At 58.7% G+C, this 21084-nt stretch carries 19 protein-coding genes; 15 read left to right on the top strand and 4 right to left on the bottom strand.

What is annotated here, in order from left to right:
* Positions 1 to 3 precede the first annotated feature (3 nt).
* Entirely contained in the window at positions 4 to 1530 is a 1527-nt protein-coding gene (rloB, locus tag ACWPW0_RS11460; protein ID WP_447591681.1) for an osmotic stress tolerance membrane protein RloB, read from the bottom strand.
* A gap of 5 nt (positions 1531 to 1535) precedes the next feature.
* Positions 1536 to 2072: a retropepsin-like aspartic peptidase RloA gene (rloA, locus tag ACWPW0_RS11455; protein WP_447591683.1), complete on the bottom strand. Its 537-nt coding sequence runs from the start codon at positions 2070 to 2072 to the stop codon at positions 1536 to 1538.
* Between the two features lie 272 nt (positions 2073 to 2344).
* On the opposite strand from rloA, the gene ACWPW0_RS11450 reads away from it, so the two are divergent.
* From ACWPW0_RS11450 to prpF, 5 genes are all read left to right on the top strand, one after another.
* Positions 2345 to 3073: a GntR family transcriptional regulator gene (locus tag ACWPW0_RS11450; protein WP_454255385.1), complete on the top strand. Its 729-nt coding sequence runs from the start codon at positions 2345 to 2347 to the stop codon at positions 3071 to 3073.
* The gene (gene prpB, locus ACWPW0_RS11445) at positions 3070 to 3954 is read left to right on the top strand and encodes a methylisocitrate lyase (protein ID WP_447591686.1); all 885 of its coding nucleotides are present in this window, start codon (positions 3070 to 3072) and stop codon (positions 3952 to 3954) included. Before ACWPW0_RS11450 ends, prpB begins: the two co-directional genes overlap by 4 nt.
* Before the next feature lie 110 nt (positions 3955 to 4064).
* Positions 4065 to 5225, top strand: a complete 1161-nt coding sequence (gene prpC, locus ACWPW0_RS11440; protein WP_447591688.1) for a bifunctional 2-methylcitrate synthase/citrate synthase — start codon at positions 4065 to 4067, stop codon at positions 5223 to 5225.
* 14 nt (positions 5226 to 5239) lie between these two features.
* The gene (gene acnD / locus ACWPW0_RS11435) at positions 5240 to 7849 is read left to right on the top strand and encodes a Fe/S-dependent 2-methylisocitrate dehydratase AcnD (protein WP_454256728.1); all 2610 of its coding nucleotides are present in this window, start codon (positions 5240 to 5242) and stop codon (positions 7847 to 7849) included.
* A gap of 152 nt (positions 7850 to 8001) precedes the next feature.
* Positions 8002 to 9189 (top strand): 2-methylaconitate cis-trans isomerase PrpF, encoded by a 1188-nt coding sequence (gene prpF / locus ACWPW0_RS11430; RefSeq protein ID WP_454255384.1) that lies wholly within the window; start codon positions 8002 to 8004, stop codon positions 9187 to 9189.
* Positions 9190 to 9256: 67 nt separating this feature from the next.
* On the opposite strand, the gene ppsR is transcribed toward prpF, so the two are convergent.
* The gene (gene ppsR / locus ACWPW0_RS11425) at positions 9257 to 10075 is read right to left on the bottom strand and encodes a posphoenolpyruvate synthetase regulatory kinase/phosphorylase PpsR (RefSeq protein ID WP_447591691.1); all 819 of its coding nucleotides are present in this window, start codon (positions 10073 to 10075) and stop codon (positions 9257 to 9259) included.
* A gap of 155 nt (positions 10076 to 10230) precedes the next feature.
* Between ppsR and ppsA the strand changes: the two genes are divergently transcribed.
* The 10 genes from ppsA (at position 10231) to galU (ending at position 20600) form a co-directional block, all read left to right on the top strand.
* The gene (gene ppsA / locus ACWPW0_RS11420) at positions 10231 to 12603 is read left to right on the top strand and encodes a phosphoenolpyruvate synthase (RefSeq protein ID WP_447591693.1); all 2373 of its coding nucleotides are present in this window, start codon (positions 10231 to 10233) and stop codon (positions 12601 to 12603) included.
* Between the two features lie 62 nt (positions 12604 to 12665).
* The gene (locus ACWPW0_RS11415) at positions 12666 to 13661 is read left to right on the top strand and encodes an alpha/beta fold hydrolase (RefSeq protein ID WP_454255383.1); all 996 of its coding nucleotides are present in this window, start codon (positions 12666 to 12668) and stop codon (positions 13659 to 13661) included.
* Positions 13662 to 13784: 123 nt separating this feature from the next.
* A complete protein-coding gene (gene rraA / locus ACWPW0_RS11410; protein ID WP_454255382.1) occupies positions 13785 to 14273 on the top strand; it encodes a ribonuclease E activity regulator RraA in 489 nt (162 codons plus the stop codon).
* A gap of 57 nt (positions 14274 to 14330) precedes the next feature.
* The gene (locus tag ACWPW0_RS11405; protein WP_454255381.1) at positions 14331 to 15326 is read left to right on the top strand and encodes a CorA family divalent cation transporter; all 996 of its coding nucleotides are present in this window, start codon (positions 14331 to 14333) and stop codon (positions 15324 to 15326) included.
* 55 nt (positions 15327 to 15381) lie between these two features.
* Positions 15382 to 15624 (top strand): CrfX protein, encoded by a 243-nt coding sequence (locus tag ACWPW0_RS11400; RefSeq protein WP_454255380.1) that lies wholly within the window; start codon positions 15382 to 15384, stop codon positions 15622 to 15624.
* A 1-nt stretch (position 15625) separates the two neighbouring features.
* Positions 15626 to 16450: a mechanosensitive ion channel family protein gene (locus ACWPW0_RS11395; protein WP_447591701.1), complete on the top strand. Its 825-nt coding sequence runs from the start codon at positions 15626 to 15628 to the stop codon at positions 16448 to 16450.
* Positions 16451 to 16535: 85 nt separating this feature from the next.
* Positions 16536 to 17126 (top strand): RNA polymerase sigma factor SigX, encoded by a 591-nt coding sequence (sigX, locus tag ACWPW0_RS11390; protein WP_447591703.1) that lies wholly within the window; start codon positions 16536 to 16538, stop codon positions 17124 to 17126.
* A gap of 115 nt (positions 17127 to 17241) precedes the next feature.
* Positions 17242 to 18207: an OmpA family protein gene (locus ACWPW0_RS11385; RefSeq protein WP_447591705.1), complete on the top strand. Its 966-nt coding sequence runs from the start codon at positions 17242 to 17244 to the stop codon at positions 18205 to 18207.
* A 147-nt stretch (positions 18208 to 18354) separates the two neighbouring features.
* Positions 18355 to 19716, top strand: a complete 1362-nt coding sequence (locus tag ACWPW0_RS11380) for a UDP-glucose dehydrogenase family protein (RefSeq protein WP_454255379.1) — start codon at positions 18355 to 18357, stop codon at positions 19714 to 19716.
* 44 nt (positions 19717 to 19760) lie between these two features.
* Positions 19761 to 20600: a UTP--glucose-1-phosphate uridylyltransferase GalU gene (galU, locus tag ACWPW0_RS11375; RefSeq protein ID WP_447591709.1), complete on the top strand. Its 840-nt coding sequence runs from the start codon at positions 19761 to 19763 to the stop codon at positions 20598 to 20600.
* A 48-nt stretch (positions 20601 to 20648) separates the two neighbouring features.
* On the opposite strand, the gene ACWPW0_RS11370 is transcribed toward galU, so the two are convergent.
* Positions 20649 to 21071 (bottom strand): VOC family protein, encoded by a 423-nt coding sequence (locus ACWPW0_RS11370; RefSeq protein ID WP_454255378.1) that lies wholly within the window; start codon positions 21069 to 21071, stop codon positions 20649 to 20651.
* Positions 21072 to 21084: the final 13 nt, after the last annotated feature.

The raw sequence follows: 21084 nt of genomic DNA, 5'->3' as shown, positions 1-21084 counted from the left end.
GGCTCAGTCCTTCAGGAAGGCTTTGAAGCGGAACAGTTCGGTCAGGCGATAGCCGCGATAACGACCCATTGCCAGCATGAAACCCACCATGATCAGCAGCACGGCCGGGAAGGTGAAGATGAAGTAGGTCAGCTGCGGCACGGTCATCAGCAGGTGCGCGAGCGTGGCAGCGAACAGAGTACCCACCGCTACCTTGAAGGCATGGCCACCGCCACGCTCTTCCCAGGTGATCGACAGGCGCTCAATGGTCATGGTCAGAATCACCATCGGGAACAGGGCTACCGACAGGCCGCGTTCAAGGCCCAGCTTGTGGCTGAGCAGGCTGATCACGGCAATCAGCACCACCACGAAAGTCAGCACCACGGATAGTCGCGGCAGCATCTGCAACTTCAGGTGTTCGAGGTAGGAGCGTAATGACAAGCCAAGCGCCGTGATGATGGTAAACAGCACGATGCCGAAGCCGAGCTGGGTCTCACGGAAGGCGAGGGCGATCAGAACCGGGGTGAAGGTACCCAGTGTCTGCAGGCCTCCCAGGTTGCGCAGGATCAGGATCACCAGCACGCCGATAGGGATCATGATCATGATCTGGTAGGTCTGCTGGGTTTGCAGCGGCAGGCCGTAGAGCGAGTATTCCAGGAAGTCGACGTCGGTATTCTCGTCGGTCAGCTTGGCCAGGCGGATGGCGTTCATCTCGCTGTTGTTCAAGGTGAAGCTGACCTGGGCCTTCTTGCCGCCATCCAGCGTTACCAGCGGCTCATCGCCAGTCCACCACATCAGGCGGTCGACAGGCAGGCCTTGCTGGCCAGTGTCCGGGCTGAAATACAGCCACTTCTGGCCATTGAAGCTGCGCAGCCACAGCTCGGGCGACTGCTGGATGTCTGCAGCCAGACGGATGGTATGTACGCGCTCCATTGGCACGTGGGCAATCGACAGCAGCAGTTCGATGATCTTGGCTTTGTTCTGAGCGGAGGTGTCACCGCCCATGAGCAGCTTGACGTTGTCATCGTTCGGGTTGTTGACCCGTTTGATGGTCTCGCTGATGAACGTCTCGACGTCTGCAGAGTGCTGGCGGATCGGGGCAAGCAAAGCTTCGGCGGCGATCTTTTCGGGACCGTCGACAGCGATGCTGTCACGGTAGATCGGGCCTTTGGGCTTGGGCTGCTCGCCGCTGTAGCGTTTGGTCAGCACCAGCCGGTAATAGAGCGTCTGGTTGCCGTTGGCGCGTCGGGCGGACCACGTTACCTTGCGGTTGCCGTCGACGCGGTTGATGCTCACCCCATAGTTGTTGGAGATGAAGCTTTCGTTGAGGCTGACGTAGTCCTGATTCAGCGGCGGCACGAACATCTGCAACTTGACCGGATCGCGCGGATTGGCCTGGAACTCGACTTTGGCGTCGATATTCCACAGATCATCGGTCTCGTCTTCGGTCACCGGGATGCCAAGAATGAAGATCTGATAGGCCGTAACCAGAACGCCCACCGTCACCAGCAGGGTGATGAGGACTTTCAGATGCAGGGTCAGGGAGCGCATGAGCTTTACTCGGCAGCAGTGGTAGCGAGACTGCAGGCAGGCTTGCCGGCAGAGTATTTGAGGCTTGGGTCAACCTGGGCATCAAGACGTTTGAGCGCTTCGGATCCGATCAGCAACGGGTATTGGAAGGCACTGCGGTCGGTCAGGTTCACTTCGATGGTGCGGTGAACCTTGCCCATGCACACGCTCAGCTCGATGACTGGGCGTGCAGTGTAGGTCTTGCCTTCGTCAGCATCATAGTCACCGGCACGGCGCTTGATCTTGCTGATTCGCGCCAGGGGGCGCTCGATAGGGTGTTCGTGGGCGTCGTCGATGGCCAGGTAAAAGCGCACCCAGGTTTCCCCATCGCGCTTGAAGCGCTTGATATCGCGGGCACTCAGGGAGGCGGTTTTGGCACCGGTATCGAGCTTGGAGGCGACCTCAAGATCCAGATCGGCCAGGCTGACGTATTCATTAAGACCATAAACAGTCTTTTCGGCGGCCATGTTCAGGCCCGAGAACACGGCGCAACTGAGGAAAAGGGCGAAGGGCTCGAGTCTCATAAATCCTGACGGTGATCATGTCCATGGGCCGTTATCTGCTGGTGCAGTTGCGGCAAGTGCAGCCTTGCGGGCTTCGCCGACGCAGGCGGGTCGCATTCTAGCATGGGCTTTTTCAGACATAACAGGCGGTTGTACGCCGCCATGTTGCTCATGGAGTACACCGAGGGGCGTTGAGGGTCACCCGGGATTGTCGACAATCTATCTTTGTCATTTGACCTGTTATCGATTTAAGGGGTAGATTCGCCTGAATATCGCCACTGGTGTCGACAATAATGTTTGAGTCTCCCGGTTTTGTTCAGGCCGACTCGGAAACCCTCTCCGAGAACGTCTTCCGGCGCATCCAGGCAGCCATCGTGCAAGGCGAGATCGCCCCGGGCAGCAAGATTTCCGAGCCGGAACTGGCCCGTACCTACGGCATCAGCCGTGGTCCTCTGCGTGAGGCGATTCACCGTCTGGAGGGGCAGCGCCTGTTGGTGCGGATTCCACATGTGGGGGCCCGCGTTGTCTCGTTGAGCCATACCGAGCTGATCGAGCTATACGAAATTCGCGAGTCCCTCGAAGGAATGGCATGCCGGCTGGCGGCCGAGCGCATGACCCAGGGCGAGATTGACGAACTGCGTCGCGTGCTCGACCTGCATGAGCGCGATGCGGCTTTTCAGGCCGGCGTTGGCTACTACCAGCAGGAGGGCGACTTCGATTTCCATTACCGGATCATTCAGGGCAGCGGCAACCAGACCTTGAGCAAAATGCTCTGTGGCGAGCTGTATCAACTAGTACGTATGTATCGCCTGCAGTTTTCCGCCACCCCGAACAGGCCCCGCCAAGCCTTCACCGAACACCATCGGATTCTCGATGCCATTGCCGAGCGCGATGGCGAAATGGCCGAGTTGCTGATGCGTCGGCATATCGCAGCTTCCAAACGCAATATCGAACGCCACTTCTCCGCAAGCAGCGGGCAGGGCGTACAAGCCAAGACAGCCAAACCACGAGGTGAGTCATGAGTCAGCTTTCCCCCGGCCAGCGTTTCCGTGATGCCATTGCAGAGGAACATCCGCTGCAGGTGATTGGTGCCATCAACGCCAACCATGCCCTGCTGGCCAAGCGTGCAGGCTTCAAGGCCATCTACTTGTCTGGCGGCGGCGTGGCCGCCGGCTCGCTGGGGTTGCCCGACCTGGGTATCAACACCCTGGACGACGTGCTGACCGACGTGCGCCGCATCACCGATGTCTGCGACCTGCCACTGCTGGTCGATATCGACACGGGCTTCGGCCCCAGTGCCTTCAATATCGAGCGCACCATCAAGAACCTGATCAAGGCCGGTGCGGCAGCCGCGCACATCGAGGATCAGGTCGGTGCCAAACGCTGCGGTCATCGTCCGGGCAAGGAAATTGTGTCTACTGAAGAAATGGCCGATCGCGTGAAGGCGGCAGCCGACGCGAAGACCGACCCGAACTTCTTCCTGATCGCCCGTACCGACGCCATCCAGGCCGAGGGCGTGGACGCTGCTATTGAACGCTGCCAGCGCTATGTCGAGGCGGGTGCCGACGGCATCTTTGCCGAGGCCGCCTATGACCTGCCAACCTACAAGCGCTTCGTCGATGCCCTGAATGTGCCGGTGTTGGCCAATATCACCGAGTTTGGTGCCACACCGCTGTTCAGCCGCGACGAACTGGCCTCGGTGGGCGTGGCCATCCAGCTCTACCCGTTGTCGGCATTCCGGGCCGCCAACAAAGCAGCCGAGACGGTGTACACCGCGATCCGCCAGCAGGGTCATCAGAAAGACGTCATCGAGCTGATGCAGACGCGTACCGAGCTGTACGACCGCATCGGCTACCACGCCTTCGAGCAGAAGCTCGACGCGCTGTTCGCCGCCAAGAAATAGCCAGGCAGAGTGGCAAGGTAGGGTGGGCTTCAGCCCACCAAATCGTTAATGGTGGGCTGAAGCCCACCCTACGCGCCCAGTGACCAGAATAAAAAATTGAGGAGATGACCATGAGCTCGACCGAAACCATCGCCGCCGGCTTCAAGCCGAAGAAATCTGTCGCCTTGAGCGGCACCGCCGCGGGCAACACCGCCCTGTGCACCGTGGGCCGCACCGGCAACGATCTGCACTACCGTGGCTATGACGTGCTCGACTTCGCCAACCGCTGCGAATTCGAAGAAATCGCCCACCTGCTGGTGCACGGCAAGCTCCCCAACGTCGCCGAACTGGCCGGTTACAAGGCCAAACTCAAGGCCCTGCGCGGCATTCCGGCCGCACTCAAGACGTCCCTGGAACAACTGCCACCGTCCGCCCACCCGATGGATGTGATGCGCACCGCCGTGTCCGTACTGGGCTGCGTGTCGCCGGAGAAGGACGACCACAATCATCCTGGCGCCCGCGACATCGCCGACAAGCTGATGGCCTCCCTGGGTTCCGCGCTGCTGTACTGGTACCACTTCAGTCACAACGGCAAGCGCATCGACGTGGAGACCGACGACGACTCCATCGGTGGACACTTCCTGCACCTGCTGCACGGCGAGAAGCCGCGCGCGTCGTGGGTGCGTGCCATGCACACCTCGCTGAACCTGTATGCCGAGCACGAGTTTAACGCCTCGACCTTCACCTCGCGGGTGATCGCCGGCACCGGCTCCGACATGTATTCCTGCATCGCTGGCGCCATCGGCGCACTGCGCGGGCCGAAGCATGGCGGTGCCAACGAGGTGGCCTTCGAGATCCAGAAACGCTACGACAACCCGGACGAAGCCGAGGCTGACATCCGTGCTCGTGTCGAGAAGAAGGAAGTGGTGATTGGCTTCGGCCACCCGGTGTACACCGTGGCCGATCCGCGCAACAAGGTGATCAAGGACGTGGCGCGCGAGCTGTCCAATGAGCAGTCGAACACCAAGATGTACGACATTGCCGAGCGTCTGGAAACCATCATGTGGGACATCAAGAAGATGTTCCCCAACCTCGACTGGTTCAGTGCCGTCAGCTACCACATGATGGGCGTGCCCACTGCCATGTTCACTCCGCTGTTCGTCATCGCCCGCACGTCCGGCTGGTCCAGCCACGTGATCGAGCAACGCATCGACGGCAAGATCATCCGCCCGAGCGCCAACTACACAGGTCCTGAAGACCTGAAGTTCGTGCCGCTCAAGGATCGACCCTAATCATGAGCAGCACGATGAACAGCCAATACCGTAAAAGCCTGCCGGGTACAGTCCTGGACTACTTCGATACGCGCGAAGCAATCGATGCCATCGAGCCCGGCGCTTACGCCAAGCTGCCGTACACCAGCCGGGTGCTGGCCGAACAGTTGGTGCGCCGTTGCGATCCAGCCGCGCTGACCGATTCGCTCAAGCAACTGATCGAGCGCAAGCGCGACCTCGACTTCCCCTGGTACCCGGCCCGCGTGGTCTGCCACGACATCCTCGGCCAGACCGCGCTGGTCGACCTGGCCGGGCTGCGCGATGCCATTGCCGAACAGGGCGGTGATCCGTCCAAGGTCAATCCGGTAGTGCCGACCCAACTGATCGTCGACCACTCGCTGGCCGTTGAATACGCTGGTTTCGACCCGGATGCCTTCGAGAAGAACCGCGCCGTGGAAGAGCGCCGCAACGAAGACCGCTTCCACTTTATCGAGTGGACCAAGACGGCCTTTAAAAACGTCGATGTAATCCCGGCCGGCAACGGCATCATGCACCAGATCAACCTGGAGAAAATGAGCCCGGTGATCCAGGCGCGCGGTGGCGTGGCCTTCCCGGATACCTGCGTGGGCACCGACAGCCACACGCCACACGTCGATGCCCTGGGCGTTATCGCCGTCGGCGTGGGCGGCCTGGAGGCGGAAACCGTGATGCTCGGCCGCGCCTCGATGATGCGTTTGCCCGATATCGTTGGCGTTGAACTCACCGGCAAGCGCCAACCGGGGATCACAGCCACCGATATCGTCCTGGCCTTGACTGAATTTTTGCGCACCGAGCGCGTGGTAGGCGCCTGGGTCGAGTTCTTTGGCGAGGGCGCCGATAGCCTGACCATCGGCGACCGCGCGACCATCTCCAACATGTGCCCGGAATACGGGGCCACGGCGGCGATGTTCTATATCGACCAGCAGACCATCGACTACCTCAAGCTCACCGGTCGCGAGCCGGAGCAGGTGGCCCTGGTCGAGAATTACGCCAAGACCACTGGCCTGTGGAGTGATGCGTTGGTGGGCGCCGAGTACGAGCGCGTGCTGACGTTCGATCTGTCCAGCGTCGTGCGCAACATGGCCGGCCCATCCAACCCGCATCGTCGCCTGCCGACCTCGGCACTGCACGAGCGTGGTATCGCCGACGAGGGGAAACTTGCCTCCGGCAAGGTCGAAGAAGCTGAAGGCCTGATGCCTGATGGCGCAGTGATCATCGCCGCCATCACCAGCTGTACCAACACCTCGAACCCACGCAACGTGGTGGCTGCCGGCCTGCTGGCGAAGAAAGCCAATGCGCTGGGCCTGTTGCGCAAGCCCTGGGTCAAGACGTCCTTCGCACCAGGCTCGAAGGTTGCCAAGCTGTACCTGGAAGACGCAGGCCTGCTGGCCGAACTGGAGCAGCTCGGCTTCGGCATCGTCGCCTACGCCTGCACCACCTGTAACGGCATGTCCGGCGCGCTTGACCCGGTAATCCAGCAGGAAATCATCGACCGCGACCTGTACGCCACGGCGGTGCTGTCCGGCAATCGCAACTTCGACGGGCGCATCCACCCTTACGCCAAGCAGGCCTTCCTGGCCTCGCCGCCGCTGGTGGTGGCCTACGCCATCGCAGGGACCGTGCGCTTCGATATCGAGCAGGACGTGCTCGGTCATGACCAGCAGGGCAACCCGGTTACCCTGAAAGACCTGTGGCCGAGCGACGAAGAAATCGACGCCATCGTCGCAGCTTCAGTGAAGCCTGAGCAGTTCCGCCAGATCTACATCCCGATGTTCGACCTGGGCAGCGTGCAGGAAGCGGAAAGCCCGCTGTACGACTGGCGCCCGCAGTCAACCTACATCCGCCGCCCGCCATACTGGGAGGGCGCGCTGGCCGGCGAGCGTACGCTCACGGGCATGCGTCCGCTGGCGATCCTGCCGGACAACATCACCACCGACCATCTGTCGCCATCCAACGCCATCCTGCTGGATTCGGCCGCGGGCGAATACCTGCACAAAATGGGCTTGCCGGAAGAGGACTTCAACTCCTATGCCACCCACCGTGGTGATCACCTGACCGCGCAACGCGCCACCTTCGCCAACCCGCAATTGGTCAACGAAATGGCGGTGGTCGACGGCCAGGTGAAGAAAGGCTCGCTGGCCCGTGTCGAGCCGGAAGGCAAGGTCCTGCGCATGTGGGAAGCCATCGAAACCTATATGGAGCGCAAGCAGAACCTGATCATCGTTGCTGGCGCTGATTACGGCCAGGGTTCGTCGCGTGACTGGGCGGCCAAGGGTGTACGCCTGGCGGGAGTGGAGGTGATTGCCGCCGAAGGTTTCGAGCGTATCCATCGCACCAACCTGATCGGCATGGGCGTATTGCCGCTTGAGTTCAAAGCGGGCACCACGCGCCTGACTCTGGGCCTGGATGGCACCGAGACCTATGACGTGATCGGTGAACGCAAGCCCCGCGCAGACCTGACCCTGGTCATCAACCGTCGCAGTGGCGAGCGTCTCGAAGTGCCGATGACCTGTCGCCTGGACAGCGACGAAGAAGTGTTGATCTACGAAGCGGGCGGCGTGCTGCAGCGCTTCGCCCAGGACTTCCTCGAAGGTGCCGTAGCCTGACGTGTCGGGCGGGCAGGACGTGGTCCTGTCCGCCTCGCGCATGACCCGTAGGGTGAATGGCGCTTTCTTCCGTTCACCGTTCGTGCCTCTTGGGTAGACCGATAACGTGTGATCCACCCAATGGGGTCCCTCTGTTCCGCCAGGACGAAATCATGGCTTATCAGCCCCAGATCAAAATTCCCGCCACCTACATCCGTGGCGGCACCAGTAAAGGCGTGTTCTTCCGCTTGCAGGACCTGCCCGAGCGCTGCCAGGTGCCAGGCGAGGCCCGTGACAGGCTGTTCATGCGCGTCATTGGCAGTCCCGATCCGTACAGCGCGCACATTGATGGCATGGGGGGCGCGACGTCCAGTACCAGCAAGTGCGTGATCCTGTCGAAGAGCAGCCAGCCCGATCATGATATCGACTACCTGTATGGCCAGGTCTCCATCGACAAGGCCTTCGTCGACTGGAGCGGCAACTGCGGCAACCTGTCGACCGCCGCGGGCGCCTTCGCCTTGCAGGCAGGGTTGGTCGATCCGGCACGTATTCCGCAGAACGGCACCTGTGTGGTACGCATCTGGCAGGCCAATATCCAGAAGACCATCATCGCCCACGTGCCGGTAACCAGCGGTGAGGTCCAGGAAACAGGCGACTTCGAGCTGGACGGCGTGACGTTCCCAGCGGCAGAAATCGTGCTGGAGTTCCTCGATCCGTCCGACGATGGCGAGGAGGGTGGCTCGATGTTCCCCACCGGCAACCTGGTCGACGACCTGGAGGTGCCTGGCATCGGTACCGTCAAGGCGACCATGATCAGCGCTGGCATTCCTACCGTCTTCGTCAACGCCGAGGATATTGGTTATACCGGCACCGAGCTGCGCGAAGCCATCAATGGCGATCCGCAGCAACTGGCGCGCTTCGAGAAATTCCGCATCGCCGGTGCCCTGCGCATGGGCCTGATCAAGACGCCGGAAGAGGCCGCAACCCGCCAGCACACGCCGAAGATCGCCTTCGTCGCGCCAGCCAAGGACTACCTCACGTCCAGCGGCAAGCAGGTGCAAGCAGGGGATATCGATCTACTGGTGCGCGCGCTGTCCATGGGCAAGCTGCACCACGCCATGATGGGCACCGCGGCCGTGGCCATCGGCACAGCGGCAGCGATCCCCGGTACGCTGGTCAATCTAGCCGCAGGCGGTGGGGCGCGCAGCGCCGTGCGCTTTGGTCACCCATCCGGCACGTTGCGCGTGGGTGCTGAGGCGACCCAGATCGACGGCGAGTGGGTGGTGAAGAAAGCCATCATGAGCCGCAGCGCTCGCATCCTGATGGAGGGCTGGGTGCGTGTGCCGGGTGACGCGTTTTAGTTCGCCATAATGAGAAAAGGCTCGAAGTTATCGAGCCTTTTCTTTTTATATCAATGAACTGCGTGGATTACTTAAGGCGTCGTTCAACGCCTTTTTCCACCAGGATCTTCGCCGAGATCTCTTCCACGGAGAAATGCGTGGAGTTGATGAAGGCGATATTTTCCCGACGGAACAGGTTTTCGACCTCGCGCACTTCGAACTCGCACTGGGCGAAGCTGGCATAACGGCTGTTGGGCTTGCGTTCATTGCGAATGGCCGTGAGCCGGTCGGGGTCGATGGTCAGGCCGAACAGCTTGTTCTTGTGCGGTTTGAGGGCGGCCGGCAACTGCAGGCGCTCCATGTCTTCTTCGGTCAAGGGGTAGTTGGCCGCACGAATGCCGAATTGCATGGCCATATACAGGCAGGTTGGGGTTTTGCCACAGCGCGATACGCCCACCAGAATCAGGTCGGCCTTGTCATAATAATGAGTCCGGGCCCCATCGTCGTTGTCCAATGCGAAGTTGACCGCATCGATGCGCTCCATGTAATTGGAGTTGTGCGAGATGGAGTGGGATTTGCCGACGGTGTACGAGGAGTGGGAGGTCAGCTCCTGTTCCAGGGGCGCCAGGAAGGTCGAAAAAATGTCGATCATGAAACCTTCCGACTCGGCCAGGATGTCGCGAATATCCTGGTTGACCAGCGTGTCGAAAATGATCGGCCGGGCGCCGTCTTTCTCGGCAGCCGTATTGATTTGCTGTACCATGGCGCGCGCTTTATCCACGCTGTCTATATAAGGACGCGTGAGCTTGGTGAAGCTGATGGTTTCGAATTGCGCCAGCAGGCTTTGCCCAAGGGTTTCGGCGGTGATACCCGTGCCGTCGGAGATAAAGAAAGCGGTTCGTTTCATTTGCGCCAAAGGCCTTAAGTCAGGAACGATTCTTGGCTATCATTGGGCACCTCTGTCGGGCCCACACCGGTCGGCATTGTGACTTATTTCCTTGCGGCAAAGCCAGAATGCAGCAGTGCTGCACAGGTTTGGCCCAGTAAACTGGAGAGTTCACCTTGGTAGAGTACGTAGTTTCCCTCGATAAGCTCGGCGTCCACGATGTGGAGCATGTAGGGGGCAAAAACGCATCCCTGGGCGAAATGATCAGCAACCTGGCGGGTGCTGGCGTATCCGTTCCAGGCGGCTTTGCCACTACGGCACAGGCCTACCGTGACTTCCTCGAGCAGAGCGGCCTGAACGACCGCATCCATGCTGCTCTCGACGCACTGGATGTCGACGACGTAAACGCCCTGGCCAAAACCGGCGCCCAGATCCGTCAATGGGTCATGGAAGCTGAGTTCCCCGAGCGCCTCAACAGTGAAATTCGCACGGCATTCGCCGCCATGGCTGGCGGCAACGAGAACATGGCCGTAGCCGTTCGCTCTTCCGCTACGGCTGAAGATTTGCCGGATGCCTCCTTCGCTGGCCAGCAGGAAACCTTCCTCAACATTCGCGGCGTGGACAATGTGATCCGCGCAGCCAAGGAAGTTTTCGCCTCCCTGTTCAACGACCGCGCCATCGCCTACCGCGTACACCAGGGCTTCGACCATAAACTGGTCGCCCTGTCTGCTGGTGTTCAGCGCATGGTCCGCTCGGAAACCGGCACCGCCGGTGTGATGTTCACCCTCGATACCGAGTCTGGATTCCGTGACGTGGTGTTCATCACTGGCGCTTACGGCCTGGGTGAAACCGTGGTGCAAGGAGCGGTGAACCCCGATGAGTTCTATGTGCACAAGCACACTCTCGAAGCCGGTCGCCCGGCGATCCTGCGCCGCAACCTCGGCAGCAAGGCGATCAAGATGGTCTACGGCGACGAAGCCAAGGCCGGCAAATCGGTCAAGACTGTCGAGGTCGACCGTGCCGAGCGTGCCCGTTTCTGCCTGAGCGACGCCGAAGTTACCGAACTGGCCAAGCAGGCTCTGATCATCGAGAAGCACTACGGTCGCCCGATGGATATCGAGTGGGCCAAAGATGGTGACGACAATCAGCTGTATATCGTCCAGGCACGCCCGGAAACGGTGAAAAGCCGCACCAGTGCCAACGTCATGGAACGCTACCTGCTGAAAGAGAAGGGCACCGTTCTGGTTGAAGGCCGTGCCATTGGCCAGCGCATTGGCGCGGGCAAGGTCAAGGTCATTCACGACGTGTCCGAAATGGACAAGGTACAGCCGGGTGACGTCCTGGTTTCCGACATGACCGACCCGGACTGGGAGCCGGTCATGAAACGCGCCAGTGCCATCGTCACCAACCGCGGCGGCCGTACCTGCCACGCGGCGATCATCGCTCGCGAGCTGGGTATTCCGGCTGTTGTCGGCTGCGGCAACGCCACTCACGTACTGAAAGATGGCATGGGCGTTACCGTGTCCTGCGCCGAAGGCGACACTGGCTTCATCTTCGAGGGTGAGCTGGGCTTCGATGTACGCAAGAACTCCGTCGACGCCATGCCCGAGCTGCCGTTCAAGATCATGATGAACGTCGGCAACCCGGATCGCGCCTTCGACTTCGCTCAACTGCCTAACGAAGGTGTTGGCCTGGCCCGTCTGGAATTCATCATCAACCGCATGATCGGTGTGCACCCGAAAGCGCTGTTGAACTTCTCCAGCCTGCCGCCAGAGATCAAGGAAAGCGTAGAGAAGCGTATTTCCGGCTACGATGATCCAGTCGGCTTTTATGTCGAGAAGCTGGTCGAGGGTATCAGCACCCTGGCTGCTGCCTTCTGGCCGAAAAAGGTCATCGTGCGCCTGTCGGACTTCAAGTCCAATGAATACGCCAACCTGATCGGCGGCAAGCTCTACGAGCCGGAAGAAGAAAATCCGATGCTGGGCTTCCGTGGCGCCTCGCGCTACATCAGCGAATCCTTCCGTGACTGCTTCGAGCTCGAATGCCGTGCCCTGAAAAAGGTCCGCAACGAGATGGGTCTGAGCAACGTCGAGATCATGGTGCCGTTCGTACGCACCCTGGGCGAGGCCAGCCAGGTCGTTGAGCTGCTTGCCAACAATGGCCTGAAGCGCGGCGAGAATGGCCTCAAGGTCATCATGATGTGCGAGTTGCCGTCCAACGCACTGCTGGCGGACGAATTCCTAGAGTTCTTCGATGGCTTCTCCATCGGCTCCAACGACCTGACCCAGCTGACACTGGGCCTGGACCGTGACTCCGGGATCATTGCTCACCTGTTTGATGAGCGTAACCCGGCGGTGAAGAAGCTACTGTCCAATGCCATTGCGGCCTGCAACAAAGCGGGCAAGTACATCGGCATTTGCGGCCAGGGCCCATCGGATCATCCGGACCTGGCCAAGTGGTTGATGGAGCAGGGCATCGAAAGCGTCTCGCTCAATCCGGACTCGGTACTCGACACCTGGTTCTTCCTCGCCGAAGGTCAGCAAGCCTGAGTTAACCGTCATCTCCAATAAAGGGTGGGAGTAATCTCACCCTTTTTTGTGCAAGAACCACTATGCAAAGCAGCAGTGAGTTGTTTCCCGTCGCCTTGCTCAGCGCCGAGCTTCGTGGCGACCTGAGCGAAGATGTGTATCGCCTGAAACCAGGTAACAGTGCAGACCCGACTGTCGAATTGGCCCTGACCCGACTGGGTCTGGCCACGCAGGAGAACCGTGGTACGCCCGTGATCCTGCTGCACGGCAGCTTCTCCAACCGGCGCTTCTGGTATTCACCGAAGAACCTTGGCCTGGGCCCATTCCTGGCGCGCGCCGGTTTTGACGTGTGGATCGCGGAAATGCGGGGACATGGCTTGTCGCCGCGTAACCAGCACTATTCGCGCAACACCGTCGCCGACTATGCGCGTGATGACCTGCCTGCAATTGCTGCATTCGTGTGTGAACAAACAGGACAGGCTCCTCACTGGATTGGGCATTCCCTGGGTGGCATCACACTGGCTGCGGCGCTAGGCGGGCATTACCTGGATGAGCGCAGTGCCGCCTCAGTGGCACTGTTCGGCAGTCAGATCAGCCGCATCTACTGGCCGCTAAAAGTGCCGCCAGTGGAGTGGGGCAGTCGCCTACTGCTCAAGCGCTTCGCGCACGTGTCCGGCTCACGCTTCAAACGCGGGCCGGAAGATGAGCCTATTGGCATCGCCCTTGAAAGCCTGCGCTGGCATCGCCTGTTCGGTCGCTTCGGTGATGCTGAGCGGGACTGGTGGGCTGGGCTGGCAGAGGTCAAAGTCCCGATCCTGGCCGTCACGGCAGATGGGGATTCTCAAGATCCAGCTTGGTCGTGCCGCAAATTGTTTGAACAGTTCGCTTCCTCGCAGAAAGCGTTTCTCTGCCTGGGCAAGAGCCAGGGTTTCACCACGGATTTCGGACACATCGAAATGCTGGTCAGCAAAGAGGCGCAACGCGAGGTCTGGCCAATTACTGAGCATTGGCTACGCGAGCAGCGTTTACCTGAAGGTCTCGTCGATGATGCAATTACAAACGAGCCTACTTATGGCTAAGATGTGACCCATTCTTGTTTGATGGTCACATTGCAGCGCTTGAGCGTTTTTGAACGTAGCCTCTGATCTCTGGCCAGCACGGCATCCTCAATGCCTGAATGTTCTCAACTAAAGGAGTTTCCCATGCACTACATCACGCCCGACCTGTGCGATGCCTACCCGGAACTGGTGCAGGTAGTCGAGCCCATGTTCAGCAATTTCGGGGGCCGCGACTCCTTCGGCGGCGAGATCGTTACGGTGAAGTGCTTCGAGGACAACTCGCTGGTCAAGGATCAGGTCGACCAACCTGGTAAGGGCAAGGTCCTGGTGGTCGACGGCGGTGCCTCCATGCGCCGGGCATTGCTGGGCGACATGCTGGCTGAGAAGGCGGCACGCAATGGCTGGGAAGGCATCGTGGTCTACGGTTGCGTGCGTGACGTGGATGTCCTTGCACAAACCGAACTGGGCATCCAGGCGCTGGCCAGCCACCCGATGAAAACCGACAAGCGCGGCATCGGCGATCTTAATGTGGCCGTGACCTTTGGCGGCGTCACGTTCCGTCCCGGCGATTATGTGTATGCCGATAACAACGGCATCATCATTTCTCCTGAACCACTGGAAATGCCTGAGTAAGGGCCTTAGAGCCTGGCAACATCCAGGCTCTGTTCATGTCGCCGTAAGGTTCTATCGATGCAGGAACAGGAAAGCGCCCGCAGCGGGCTTTTGCATGCCTTTGTCCTTGATGGGCTGGGCGGGGCACGTGCAATCAGTCGCGAACAGCTGGATGACCTGCAGCTCGAAGAGCAGGAAAGCCTTTGGCTGCATTGGGATCGTAGCCACCCCCTGTCGCAGCGCTGGTTACGCCAGCAAAGTGGGCTGAGTGTCTTCAGTTGCGATCTGCTGCTGGAGGAAAATACGCGTCCGCGCTTGCTGCCTCTGCCGGATGACCAGCTTCTCCTGTTCCTGCGCGGCATCAATCTCAACCCGGACGCCGAGCCTGAAGACATGGTCTCGGTGCGCATATTCGCCCAGGCCCGGCGAACCATTTCGCTGCGTTTGCGGCCACTGCGAGCGACCGAGGAACTGATCGCAAGGCTGCGAAACGGTACGGGGCCCAAGACATCGTCCGAATTGATTCTGCATCTCGCCGACTACCTCACTGACCGGGTTGATGCGCTTATCGGCAATCTGTCCGAGCAAGTCGATGAGCAAGAAGAGCAACTGGATGTGGATGAGCGCTACATGCCCAACCACGATCTGATGCTCCAGGCCCGCCGGCGCGCGGCCAGCTTGCGCCGATTTCTGGCGCCGCAGCGCGATATTTATGCGCAGCTCGCACGCAACGGTTTTTCCTGGTTTGTCGAAAACGACACGGCCAACTGGAACGAGTTGAATAACAGCCTGACGCGCTACCTCGAAGACCTCGAGCTGATTCGAGAGCGGGTAGGCCTGGTGCTGGAATCGGAAAACCGTCGGATGAGCGAAAAAATGAACCGCACCATGTACCGGTTCAGCATTATCACCGGGTTCTTCTTGCCAATGAGCTTTCTTACTGGCTTGTTGGGTATCAATGTCGGTGGCATCCCCTTGTCGGACAGTGGTTACGGGTTCCTCATTGCCTGCGTCCTGATGGGCGGCGTCGCCACATTGCAGTGGTGGATGTTCCGCCGGCTTCGCTGGATCTAGATTGTGACCCTGAACAGAGCGAGCACGTCTAGGCAACATATCTTGCGAGGTTCGTATGCACGATCCGTTTGAAGATTCCCTGCGCGACCTGCTGAAGTCACAAGCGACTGCCCACGATGACAGCGCCATCCTCGGTCGCGTACTGAAAACTGCTAACAGGCAAGTGGGCGTGGGCGATCTGTTCAGCCTGGCCGGCAACTGTTTCAGCGCCCTGATGATTGCCCTGAACAATGGTTCATCGCACATCGCTCCCGTCTCTCGAACTTCTTCCTCTCGCGCAACAGATAAGGCTGACTGATATGGAACTCGATCCCTGGACTCATAGCCTGGTTACGGCAATGACCGCACTATGGACCAAGGTTGCCGGCTTCATCCCCAACCTGTTTGTTGCCCTGATTCTGGTACTGCTGGGCTTTGTCGTGGCCAAGCTGCTGGACACCCTGTTGTCGAAGCTGCTCGCCAAGATCGGGCTGGACCGCCTGATGACTGGAACCGGCCTGACCAAGCTGCTCAGCCGAGCCGGCATTCAAGCCTCGGTATCGACCTTGATCGGCAAGATCGTCTACTGGTTCGTCTTGCTGATTTTCCTGGTGTCTGCGGCCGAATCCCTCGGTTTGGAGCGGGTTTCCGCCACGCTGGACGTACTCGCCTTGTACCTGCCCAAGGTATTCGGTGCCGCGCTGGTTCTGCTGGCCGGCGTGTTGCTGGCCCAGCTTGTCAGTGGACTGGTGCGTGGAGCGGCGGAAGGAGTGGGTCTAGATTATGCCAATGGCCTGGGTCGCGTAGCCCAGGGCTTGGTCATCATCATCAGCATTTCGGTAGCAATCGGCCAGCTCGAGGTGAAAACCGACCTGCTCAACAACGTAATCGCCATCGTGCTGATTTCCGTTGGTTTGGCTGTGGCCCTTGCACTGGGGCTGGGTAGCCGTGATATCGCCGGGCAAATCCTCGCCGGCATTTATGTCAGAGAGCTGTATGACGTCGGGCAACAAGTGCAAGTCGGCGATGTCGAAGGGCAGATCGAAGAGATTGGTACAGTGAAGACAACGTTGCTGACAGAGGAGGGTGATCTGGTCTCGATCGCCAATAAGACCTTGCTCGAGCAGCGTGTCAGCAGCCGCTGAGTCACCATTCCCTGCTAATGTATGCTGCCTCGCCCGGGAACCGGGCGTTGGCTGCCACCTGACCTGACTGCCGGCAACCCCTGTTTTGAACAAAGGCCAACCCCTTCCTACGCGTTACGACCCGCGCGAGCTCTCGGATGAGGAGCTGGTTCAGCGTGCCCACGTAGAGCTTTTTCACGTTACTCGTGCATACGAAGAGCTGATGCGCCGCTATCAGCGTACGTTGTTCAATGTGTGTGCACGCTATCTGGGCAATGACCGTGACGCCGATGATGTTTGTCAGGAAGTCATGCTCAAGGTTTTATATGGCCTTAAGAACTTTGAGGGTAAATCGAAGTTCAAGACATGGCTCTATAGCATCACTTACAACGAATGCATTACCCAATACCGTAAAGAGCGTCGCAAAAGACGCTTATTGGATGCATTGAGTCTTGATCCGTTGGAAGAAGCATCCGACGAGAAGGCTCCAAAGGCAGAGGAGCCGGGAGGCCTGGACCGTTGGCTCGTGCATGTCAATCCCATTGATCGGGAAATACTGGTGCTACGATTTGTCGCAGAACTGGAATTCCAGGAGATTGCCGACATTATGCACATGGGCCTGAGTGCCACGAAGATGCGATACAAAAGGGCCCTGGATCGCCTGCGAGAAAAATTTGCAGGAATTGGCGAAACTTAATCTACTCTGAATAATCAGAAGCAGGACGGCATGCATTTCTGATATACTCGCTGGTAAGTTGTTCCGCATGACCGTTGGGGCAACTCACAGTCATCACATGATGGGGATTTTACGGATGAAACTGAAAAACACCTTGGGCGTAGTTATCGGCTCTCTGGTCGCTGCTACCTCTCTGAACGCTCTGGCCCAAGGCCAAGGCGCCGTTGAACTGGAAGGCTTCTACAAAAAAGAATACTTCGACAGCCAGCGTGACTTCAAAAACGACGGCAACCTGTTCGGTGGCTCGATCGGTTACTTCCTCACTGACGACGTAGAACTGCGTCTGGGCTACGACGAAGTTCACAACGCTCGTGGCAAAGATGGCAAGAACATCAAGGGCTCCAACACCGCCCTCGACGCTCTGTACCACTTCAACAACCCGGGCGACGCCCTGCGTCCTTACGTTTCCGCTGGTTTCTCTGACCAGAGCATCGGCCAGACTGGTCGCGGCGGCCGTAACGGCTCCACCTTCGCCAACCTGGGCGCCGGTGCCAAGTGGTACATCACTGACGTATTCTACGCCCGTGCTGGCGTTGAAGCGCAGTACAACATCGACCAAGGCGACACCGAATGGGCTCCAAGCGTCGGTATCGGTCTGAACTTCGGTGGCGGCAGCAAGCCTGCTCCTGTCGTAGCAGCCGAACCTGCTCCTGAGCCGATTCCTGAGCCGGTCACCGAGCCAGCCCTGGAAACCGTTCGTGTTGAGTTGGACGTCAAGTTCGACTTCGACAAGTCCGTGGTCAAGCAAGACAGCTATGGTGATATCAAAAACCTGGCTGACTTCATGAACCAGTACCCACAGACCACTACCACTGTTGAAGGTCACACTGACTCCGTCGGTACTGATGCCTACAACCAGAAGCTGTCCGAGCGCCGTGCCAACGCCGTTCGCGAAGTACTGGTTAATCAGTACGGCGTAGGTGGTGATCGTGTTAACTCGGTTGGTTACGGCGAGTCCCGCCCGGTAGCTGACAACGCGACCGAAGCTGGCCGCGCTGTTAACCGCCGCGTAGAAGCTGAAGTGGAAGCACAAGCCAAGTAATTGGTTTGCTGCTCTACAAAAAGCCCGGCCTAGCCGGGCTTTTTGTTGTCTGTAATTCTTACCTTGGTCATCGTATGGACTCGCATCTGTCATAGCGCTGCCACCACCTGACGTTAGATTCGCTGAAAACGGGGCAGGGGGTACGAGATGCGACTTTGTGTGATTGGTGGCGGATATGTCGGCCTGGTAACGGCGAGTTGTTTTGCCGAAATGGGCAATCATGTCGTATGCGTGGAGCGCAACCCACATCGTCTCGACCAGTTATCCAAGGGCGTCAGTCCCATTTATGAGCCTGGTCTTGCAAGCATGCTTCAAACCCACCTTGCTAGCGGACAACTCCGCTTCACAAGCCAGTTGTCTAACGGGACTCACCAGGCACAGGTCATATTCATTGCGGTGGGTACACCGACTGGGGAAGAGGGCGCTGCGGATATTTCTCATGTTCTGAGCGTCGCCGACGAACTTGGAAGGACCCTGCATCAGACATGTCTTGTCGTAAACAAGTCCACAGTACCTGTCGGAACAGCTGCTCGGGTCAAGCAGCGCATCCAGAAAGGCTTGGCTTTGCGCAACGTTACATTTCCCGTCCACGTCGCAAGCAATCCCGAGTTCCTCAAGGAAGGTGCTGCCATTGACGATTTCATGCGGCCTGATCGAGTAATTCTTGGTTGTGATAACGCCGATGCGGATGTTCTTCTGCGCCGCCTCTATGCGCCATTCGTGCGGAATCATGAGCGTATTCTGAGCATGGACGTATGCTCGGCAGAGTTCAGTAAATATGCGGCCAATGCCTTTCTAGCAACGAAAATCTCCTTCATGAACGAGATGGCAGGGCTTTGCTCTCGCCTTGGCGTCGATATCGAACATGTACGCCGTGGCATCGGCAGTGATCGCCGCATCGGAACTCATTTCATTTATGCTGGATGCGGTTATGGCGGCTCCTGTTTTCCCAAGGACGTGCGTGCGCTGATCCGCACTGCGGAGTTGGAAGGATTCGAGCCTGGGATCCTGCGCGCCGTCGAGGCACGCAACGCCTTGCAGAAAACCCTGCTATTCCAGGCTGTCCGTGATCATTTCGGCGGACAACTGCAGGGTAGGGTGATTGCCCTCTGGGGGCTCGCATTCAAACCAGGTACCGATGACCTGCGAGAAGCTCCCAGCTTGGTGTTGCTCGAGGCACTGTTGAACGCAGGAGTAAAAGTGCATGCCTGCGATCCTGTGGCCTGTACCGATGTCGCTAGTCGCTACACCGAGGCCTTGGAAAGCGGGCAATTACAACTCACTGAATCCCCCTATATCGCGGCTAAAGGAGCCGATGCGGTGATGTTGGTGACGGAGTGGAAGCAGTTCCGGCAACCGGATTTTCTGCGTATCCGCAGTAGCATGCGCATGCCTGTCATCTTCGATGGAAGGAATATCTACGAGCCTTCGGAACTTGCTGCGCTGGGCTTCATCTATCATGGGGTTGGAAGACCTGTTGCAGGTCATTGTAAGGCTAGCGCCGCCTAATTAGACTGCGCAGAAATCTACTCCGCTACAGCCCTAGGAATCCCATGATCAAGAAATGTCTGTTTCCGGCCGCGGGTTACGGCACCCGTTTTCTGCCCGCGACCAAGGCTATGCCCAAGGAAATGTTGCCCGTAGTGAACAAGCCGTTGATCCAATACGGCGTTGAAGAGGCACTTGAGGCAGGACTCAACGAGATTGCGGTGGTAACTGGGCGGGGCAAGCGGGCTCTGGAAGACCACTTCGATGTCAGCTATGAGCTCGAACATCAGATCCAGGGCACCGATAAAGAGAAATACCTGGTCGGTATCCGTCGACTGATCGAAAGCTGCAGCTTTTCCTATACCCGACAAATTGCCATGAAGGGCTTGGGTCACGCGATTCTCAGTGGTCGTCCCTTGATCGGTGACGAGCCTTTTGCCGTGGTTCTGGCTGACGACCTGTGCTTCAACATCGAAGGGGATGGCGTACTGCAACAGATGGTCAAGCTCTACAACCAGTTCCGTTGCTCTATCGTGGCCATCCAGGAGGTTCCGCCAGAAGAAACCTCCAAATATGGTGTCATCGCAGGCGAGATGATTCGCGATGATATCTACCGGGTGAACCATATGGTTGAAAAACCCAAGCCGGAAGATGCGCCGTCCAATCTGGCGATCATCGGTCGCTATATCCTAACCCCGGATATCTTCAATCTGATCGAGCAAACCGAGCCTGGCAAGGGCGGTGAAATTCAGATCACCGATGCGCTGATGAAGCAGGCCAAAGACGGTTGTGTGATTGCCTACAAATTCAAAGGCAAGCGCTTCGATTGTGGTGGTGCCGAGGGTTATATCGACGCGACCAATTTCTGCTTCGAGCACTTCTACAAAACGGGCAAGGCATACTAAACCTTCGTCGCCGCTCGCTAAAAGCCACCTTCGGGTGGCTTTTGTATTTCAGGCACTCGTGAATGCATCAGAGCCCGGCCCCAGCGGCTGGCCATAACTGAACTCGACGTTATTACCTGCTGGGTCTCGCACACCACAGTAATAGCCAACGGGGTAGGGTTCATCGCGGGGAGCCCAGACTAGGCAGCCTGCTTGTTGAGCCTTGATAGCGATTTCATCAACTTGCTCTCGGCTGGCCAAGGCAAATCCGAAATGGCTGTAATCATCACTTGCCAAGTTACGGACAGTCCCACCCGGCATGAGCACAAAGATCAATCGATGCTCATTGCCCGTCTCAGCAAGCCAGACAATGCGAGAACCCTTACCTGAGCGTTCATGGACGATGTGCATGCCACAGAAATGTTCATAAAAATGCACACATGCATCCAGGTCTGGCACGTGCAGGGCGATATGAGTCAGGGAAGGATGCATGGCGTTACTCCTC

It is taken from the genome of Pseudomonas sp. Marseille-Q8238, assembly GCF_965111915.1.
This window is presented reverse-complemented; position numbering and strand designations above follow the sequence as displayed.

Coding starts and splice junctions, on each gene's coding strand:
- rloB (WP_447591681.1), bottom strand. CDS start 1,530: ATGCGCTCCCTGACCCTGCATCTGAAAGTCCTCATCACCCTGCTGGTG.
- rloA (WP_447591683.1), bottom strand. CDS start 2,072: ATGAGACTCGAGCCCTTCGCCCTTTTCCTCAGTTGCGCCGTGTTCTCG.
- ACWPW0_RS11450 (WP_454255385.1), top strand. CDS start 2,345: ATGTTTGAGTCTCCCGGTTTTGTTCAGGCCGACTCGGAAACCCTCTCC.
- prpB (WP_447591686.1), top strand. CDS start 3,070: ATGAGTCAGCTTTCCCCCGGCCAGCGTTTCCGTGATGCCATTGCAGAG.
- prpC (WP_447591688.1), top strand. CDS start 4,065: ATGAGCTCGACCGAAACCATCGCCGCCGGCTTCAAGCCGAAGAAATCT.
- acnD (WP_454256728.1), top strand. CDS start 5,240: ATGAACAGCCAATACCGTAAAAGCCTGCCGGGTACAGTCCTGGACTAC.
- prpF (WP_454255384.1), top strand. CDS start 8,002: ATGGCTTATCAGCCCCAGATCAAAATTCCCGCCACCTACATCCGTGGC.
- ppsR (WP_447591691.1), bottom strand. CDS start 10,075: ATGAAACGAACCGCTTTCTTTATCTCCGACGGCACGGGTATCACCGCC.
- ACWPW0_RS11415 (WP_454255383.1), top strand. CDS start 12,666: ATGCAAAGCAGCAGTGAGTTGTTTCCCGTCGCCTTGCTCAGCGCCGAG.
- rraA (WP_454255382.1), top strand. CDS start 13,785: ATGCACTACATCACGCCCGACCTGTGCGATGCCTACCCGGAACTGGTG.
- ACWPW0_RS11405 (WP_454255381.1), top strand. CDS start 14,331: ATGCAGGAACAGGAAAGCGCCCGCAGCGGGCTTTTGCATGCCTTTGTC.
- ACWPW0_RS11400 (WP_454255380.1), top strand. CDS start 15,382: ATGCACGATCCGTTTGAAGATTCCCTGCGCGACCTGCTGAAGTCACAA.
- ACWPW0_RS11395 (WP_447591701.1), top strand. CDS start 15,626: ATGGAACTCGATCCCTGGACTCATAGCCTGGTTACGGCAATGACCGCA.
- ACWPW0_RS11385 (WP_447591705.1), top strand. CDS start 17,242: ATGAAACTGAAAAACACCTTGGGCGTAGTTATCGGCTCTCTGGTCGCT.
- ACWPW0_RS11380 (WP_454255379.1), top strand. CDS start 18,355: ATGCGACTTTGTGTGATTGGTGGCGGATATGTCGGCCTGGTAACGGCG.
- galU (WP_447591709.1), top strand. CDS start 19,761: ATGATCAAGAAATGTCTGTTTCCGGCCGCGGGTTACGGCACCCGTTTT.
- ACWPW0_RS11370 (WP_454255378.1), bottom strand. CDS start 21,071: ATGCATCCTTCCCTGACTCATATCGCCCTGCACGTGCCAGACCTGGAT.